A 6,066-nucleotide genomic window follows, 5' to 3' on the forward strand; every position below is an offset into this window, starting at 1 on the left:
TCGCTGTGTTAGTGACGAACCTTGGGTGACTATGGCCGAAACCAGCGAACTCGTTATAGCGCTCGTTATGGCGCAGCAACAACAAAAAGCACAAACACTCTTCGATACGCTGGCTCAATGGCAGCAGCCAGATGGTGGCTATGTTACCGGCTATGTTTTTAAGGACGATACAATCTGGCCTGAAGATAAAACCAGCTGGACCGCGGGCGCTGTTTTGCTGGCTGCCGATGCCCTTTACCAACTAACCCCTGCGGCAGGACTTTTTACCCACCCAGCCTTTGATTGGCAGGCTTGCCAAGCGTAAAGCGCTTCAGTAGGCTGCCGTTCATTAATAACAAATACAAACAAGGTGATAACTATGCAACGCTCATTTCCCGCCACCCGCATGCGGCGCAACCGCTTTAGCGAATTTTCTCGCCGCATGGTGCGCGAAACCGAAATCTCCGCTAGCGATTTTATTTTCCCCGTCTTTGTTATTGAAGGGAAAAAACAACGCGAAGTGATTGAGTCCATGCCCGGTATATTCCGCATGTCCATCGATGAATTAGAGCGAGAAGTCGAAGAATTACTTGAACTAGGCATTCCTGCCATCGCCCTATTCCCCAAAGTCGGCAACGAAGTGAAGACTCTGGACGGCAGCGCCGCATTTGATGAAGATGGCTTGGTATCACGCACCGTTCGGGCAATCAAAGAGCGATACCCCGAAATGGGCATTATTTGCGACGGCGCACTCGACCCCTATACCACCCACGGCCAAGACGGCATTATTGATGCTAATGGCTACGTGCTAAACGACATCACCGTTGAAGCGCTACAAAAACAAGCCGTGGTGTGTGCAGCTGCCGGCGCCGACGTTATTGCGCCATCCGACATGATGGACGGCCGCGTAGGCGCCATTCGCCAAAGCTTGGATGCCAGCCAATTTATCAACACCCAAATTATGGCTTACTCGGCTAAATACGCCTCTAGCTACTACGGGCCGTTTCGCGATGCCGTCGGCTCTGCTGGTAATTTGGGCAAAGGGAATAAATCCACCTATCAAATGGACCCAGCCAATAGCGATGAGGCCATGCACGAAATCGCCCAAGATTTACAAGAAGGCGCAGACATGGTCATGGTTAAGCCCGGCATGCCCTACCTGGATATTGTACGCCGCGTAAAGCAAGAGTTTGGTGCACCGACATTTGTCTACCAAGTCAGCGGCGAATATTCCATGCACAAGCTCGCCATCGAAAAAGGGTACTTGGGGGAAGAGGTTATTTTGGAATCATTAATGTGTATCAAGCGCGCTGGCGCCAACGGCATATTGACCTACTTCGCAAAAGAAGCCGCGCAAAAACTTAAACAATATTAACCCAGCTAGATTCATGAACGGTTAACCCTACTTTGAATATTATGCAGCTACACCAAAGATTTGGAGCACAGCATGATATTCAAAACCCTTAGCCTTATTACAACCTGCCTGATTTTATCGGCCTGCAATGATAACGACCATTACACGGTTGATGAGCCCATTATTAATTATTGGGAAGTGGTTGATAGCTACGGTAATAGTAATATCGACTACGACCATCACCAGCACGGCAATTATCATCACAGTTTATTTATCGACAACGAAATTGACGAAGGTTATTTTGAATTGTGGTGGGATGTTAGCAATTATGACGATTACTCGGTTTCGATATCAATCAACGACACGCCCTCTATTTTTGGCAGCTACGAAATAGAACGGACTTACTGCGGCGATGGATTGGATTGTGACTACGAAGGTTTTGCGTACTGTTTTTACAGCAGTATTGAAAGTCGCTCCAGCTCAAACCACAGAGATAGCCTTAGCTGCTCAGCCAGTGAATACAAAAACCCGAACGTCGATGTTACCGATATTCTGGCGGGCCACCCCAGCACAAACTTCTTAATTTTAGAAGTTTGTGACAGTTATTCTGGCCACTGTACAGTTCGCTCACAAAAAGTGACCTTCGAATAACATTACGTTATTTTCAATAAAATGGACGTTGGCACCTCTAGTGTGCCGGCGGCCTGAATAAAGTTTTGGTGCGATGCAATATCACTACACATTCACGCCAAACAATAATAAACAATGGCTTGCTTCAGCGGCTAGCTTGTTTAAACTGTAGAACTGATCAGCTTCAAACCGAAACTTTAATGACTATGCGTAATAAGGCAAAAACAATCTTATTAATCATGCTCGCCCTTGCTCAAGCGCTGGCTGCGAGCGCTGACGCACATCAGTTTCATTCCGACAGTAAGCGCCACATCATCCAGCTCGAACAACCTGTCACGCGAATAGGCTTAGCCACAATAGCGAGCATCGAAACAATCGACCAACACCCGCAATGTGCAGATTCACACCAAGAACAAAATACCAATACCAACACCAACACTGACTGCCAGCATTGCTGTCATTGCCATGCCAATTTCCACGCATTCATGCTACCGACGATACAACCGCTGCACACTATTCTCGCGAGTTGGCCAACTTACCGCACACCACTGAATCACCTCCTTCCTCGTAGCAGCCGCACCCCTTTCCGCCCGCCTATTGCTTAAACAGCGTAACCCAAGCCCCGTAGGTCACACCAAAACCGATATGCATTGTTGTTTACATTGCAATTTCGGAATGTAACTCGCTTACGGACTACTTCCGGCTCGGCTATTGAATGAGTTTAAATTCAACCCGCCAGCACCTCTAGCAATAAGAGACGAGAAAAATACTTCACCCACTATGCTTGACTCGACACCCTTACCTTCGTCACTACAAAGCGTTACATGCGCCACTTTAGGGACGTGCACGAAATAAGTTACTGGGATTTGGTTTTGTGGGTGCACGCTTGGCGAGGCGAAAATATGGCGCAATAGCCTGCTATTGCAAATATTTTTAACGAAGGCAAGCGTGCACCCAGGAATTCAAAAACGGGAAGTTATTTCATGCACGCCCCTTAGGCTCTAGGTAAAAAGGCCGAACTCTACACCTAAATGGGTAAATTATTATCGCCTCGCCCCGAAGCCCGACACAGGCTAGCCTGTTACGGTTTTTGTATAACGGAAAACGATATGAATATTTCAATTTCTCGATTGTTGTTATCCCGTGTTTTTTTTGCTCTGCGCTTTACAAAACATGGTTTAGTTTTATTAATACTGTTTAGCGCGCCTTTATGGGCTAGCCCACAGCCAACACTCTCACTCAAACAAGCCATAGCACTCACACTAACCCGCAACCCAGAACTAAAAGCACAACCCTTTAAAACTGAAGCACTGGAAGGCGAAAAACAACAGCTAACATTACGCCCGCCGCTTCATATTAGCTTAGCGCTTGAAAATTTCGCCGGAAGCGGTAAAACCCGCAGCATGGATACGCTAGAAAGCACAATAACGCTCGGGTCAGTTTTGGAGCTAAGCAATAAACGACAGCTACGCCTAAGTGCCGTCGACGCAAAAATTGCAGCCGTCCAAATTCAGCAACAAAGCGATACTCTCGATGTTTTAGGTGCCGTAACAATTCAGTTTATTGAAGCACTTAAAACCCAAGAATCCATTCTAATTGCCAAAGAAGAGCAAGCACTGGCCGCAAAAAGTGTGTCCATTGTGAATAAAAAAGCATTGCAAGGTGCCGCCGCCGACATCGACATCCAACGCGCCAAGGTCGCTCTAGCGCGCATCAATATTCAACTCGATGCACTTGTGAGCCAACAACAGCAACAATATCGATCATTAAGTCAATTCTGGGGTGAATCGAACCCAAGCTATAACCGGCTTGTCGGCGAACTGTATATGCAACCGAGTGAAAGTTATTACGCAACATTGCTACAAAAAGTTAAGACTTCTCCACACGCACAACAATTAGCCCTGGCTAACCGCATTAAAGAAAAGCAATACCAACTAGCTGTAGCACAAGGCCGCAGCAATATAGATTGGAGTGTTGGCGTAAAACATCTTAACGAAAGTGGCGATACCGCATTGGTGGCTGGCATATCGACAACACTCAACCAACGACAGCGCAACCAAGGCCACATTGCTGCAGCAAGTGCCCAGAAACAGGCTTTTTACACGGCACAAAAACATGCGCTGCAAGCATTGGAAACAGAACTCTTTATTGCTCATTCGCAACGTTCACATCACGCAAAAGCAATGCGCGACATTAGTTCGATTATTATTCCTGCATTAAGTGAGGCACTCACCTTATCGCAACAAGCCTATGAGAGCGGGCGCTATACCTACTTCGATTGGTCCATGGCACAACACGCATTATTTGAAGCCAAACATCGCTTGTTAGAACACGCCGCAACAACACTGATTAACCAAGCACTTATCGAGCAGCTTACGGGCGAACCTTTCGCGCCTTAATTTTCGCGCCTTTAGCCACTTAATTTGATAGCCTTTTGGATAAAATTATGCCGACAATATTGATAATAACGAAAAGCCTCGCAACATTTACACTTTTATATTCACTCAGCATGCAGACGCAAGCCATCCCGCTGTCTGGTGAAATAGAAATGAATGAATCTACTCATCATGGAAACGAACATCATGACGATCATGACGATCATGACGATCATGACGATCACGGGCATGAAGACGAACATAATCATGTAAGTCAAACCCATATAGCCAACGATATCGCCAACGAAGTCGGCATAAAAACAGCTCTTACAGGCCCTCGATTACTGCAGCAATATACAAGAGTCTACGGGCGGTTAAATGCTGGCCCGGAACAAACCAGCCATGTGCGCGCACGCTTTTCCGGGGTTATAGATTCGGTTTACGCCACCATTGGCGACACCGTTAATGCAGGCGATTTACTGGCTATTGTTGAATCGAATCAAAGTTTAAAGAAATTTCAAATCAAAGCTCCAATTAGCGGCACTATTGTGCAGCGTCACGCTAATGCCGGTGAAATCACACAATCGCAAATATTGTTTTCAATAACACAATTGAATACCTTGTGGGCCGAATTCAATATATTCCCCAGTCAAAATAATACCGTGAAAAAACAGGCCAGCGTAAAAATCACCCTCGACAAGGAACACTACCCCTCAAAAATTGAACACATATTGCCCAGCGCTAATAATCACCCCTTCAGAGTCGCGCGCGCAAAAGTTGACAATACAGCGCTGCAATTGAGCCCCGGCATGATGGTTGAAGGCATCATCCATACTGGCTCTATTTCCGTGGCTGTGGCCGTTAACAAAAATGCCCTTCAAAGCCTCGAAGGACGCACAGGCATTTTTGTTAAAAGCAATGACAACTACGTGTTTACCCCCGTGATTACAGGGCAAGCCGACAACCACTTCATTGAAATTGTTTCCGGCCTTAACGCAGGAGCTACATACGTTGTCGACAATAGCTTTTTGATAAAAGCCGACATTCAAAAATCTGAAGCTGAACACAGCCATTAATGAGAGGTTCAAAATGATTGATTATATTTTACGCTCCTCGATTGAGCGGCGATTTTTAATACTCAGCTTATTATGGTTAGTACTTGGGGCCGGGGTTTGGAGTTATCAAAAGCTTCCCATCGATGCCGTGCCAGACATAACCAACGTGCAGGTTCAAATTAACACTCATGCTGCCGGATATTCGCCACTAGAATCCGAACAACGTATCACCTACCCCATAGAAACAGCCTTGTCGGGCTTGCCAAACCTTGCCTACACGCGCTCGCTATCACGCTATGGGTTATCGCAAGTAACGGTTGTATTTGAAGAAGGTACAGATATTCATTTCGCCCGTAACAATATCAACATCCAGTTAAATGCGATCAAAACATTATTACCCAACAATATCGAACCACAAATGGGGCCGATATCAACGGGGCTTGGTGAAATATTTATGTACACGGTACGCGCCGACGAAGGCGCGACCCAAGCAAACGGAATGCCTTACGACGCAATGGCACTCCGTGAAATTCAAGATTGGATTATAAAACCGCAGCTAGCTCAGGTAAAAGGTGTTGTTGAAGTCAACAGTATTGGCGGCTATAACAAGCAGTATCACATTACACCCTGGCCACAAAAATTATTACAATTTCAACTCTCACTGCACGATGTG

6 protein-coding genes and 1 pseudogene are annotated in these 6,066 nt (G+C 46.2%); all 7 read left to right on the forward strand.

Annotated features, from left to right (window positions below; translation table 11 throughout):
* A pseudogene (locus AC3A8L_RS19055) lies at positions 1-304 on the forward strand (prenyltransferase); the annotation flags it as partial.
* Positions 305-358: 54 nt separating this feature from the next.
* Positions 359-1,354, forward strand: a complete 996-nt coding sequence (gene hemB / locus AC3A8L_RS19060; RefSeq protein WP_487963861.1) for a porphobilinogen synthase — start codon at positions 359-361, stop codon at positions 1,352-1,354.
* Between the two features lie 72 nt (positions 1,355-1,426).
* Positions 1,427-1,984 (forward strand): hypothetical protein, encoded by a 558-nt coding sequence (locus AC3A8L_RS19065; protein ID WP_487963862.1) that lies wholly within the window; start codon positions 1,427-1,429, stop codon positions 1,982-1,984.
* 179 nt (positions 1,985-2,163) lie between these two features.
* Entirely contained in the window at positions 2,164-2,568 is a 405-nt protein-coding gene (locus AC3A8L_RS19070; RefSeq protein ID WP_487963863.1) for a hypothetical protein, read from the forward strand.
* 504 nt (positions 2,569-3,072) lie between these two features.
* Positions 3,073-4,362, forward strand: a complete 1,290-nt coding sequence (locus AC3A8L_RS19075; protein ID WP_487963864.1) for a TolC family protein — start codon at positions 3,073-3,075, stop codon at positions 4,360-4,362.
* 47 nt (positions 4,363-4,409) lie between these two features.
* Complete coding sequence (locus AC3A8L_RS19080) at positions 4,410-5,414, forward strand: efflux RND transporter periplasmic adaptor subunit (RefSeq protein ID WP_487963865.1); 1,005 nt, start codon at positions 4,410-4,412, stop codon at positions 5,412-5,414.
* A 13-nt stretch (positions 5,415-5,427) separates the two neighbouring features.
* On the forward strand, positions 5,428-6,066 hold a 639-nt coding region (locus AC3A8L_RS19085; RefSeq protein WP_487963866.1), incomplete at its 3' end, for an efflux RND transporter permease subunit.

Source organism: Marinagarivorans sp. (genome assembly GCF_982758155.1).

Coding starts and splice junctions, on each gene's coding strand:
- AC3A8L_RS19080 (WP_487963865.1), top strand. CDS start 4,410: ATGCCGACAATATTGATAATAACGAAAAGCCTCGCAACATTTACACTT.
- AC3A8L_RS19070 (WP_487963863.1), top strand. CDS start 2,164: ATGACTATGCGTAATAAGGCAAAAACAATCTTATTAATCATGCTCGCC.
- hemB (WP_487963861.1), top strand. CDS start 359: ATGCAACGCTCATTTCCCGCCACCCGCATGCGGCGCAACCGCTTTAGC.
- AC3A8L_RS19065 (WP_487963862.1), top strand. CDS start 1,427: ATGATATTCAAAACCCTTAGCCTTATTACAACCTGCCTGATTTTATCG.
- AC3A8L_RS19075 (WP_487963864.1), top strand. CDS start 3,073: ATGAATATTTCAATTTCTCGATTGTTGTTATCCCGTGTTTTTTTTGCT.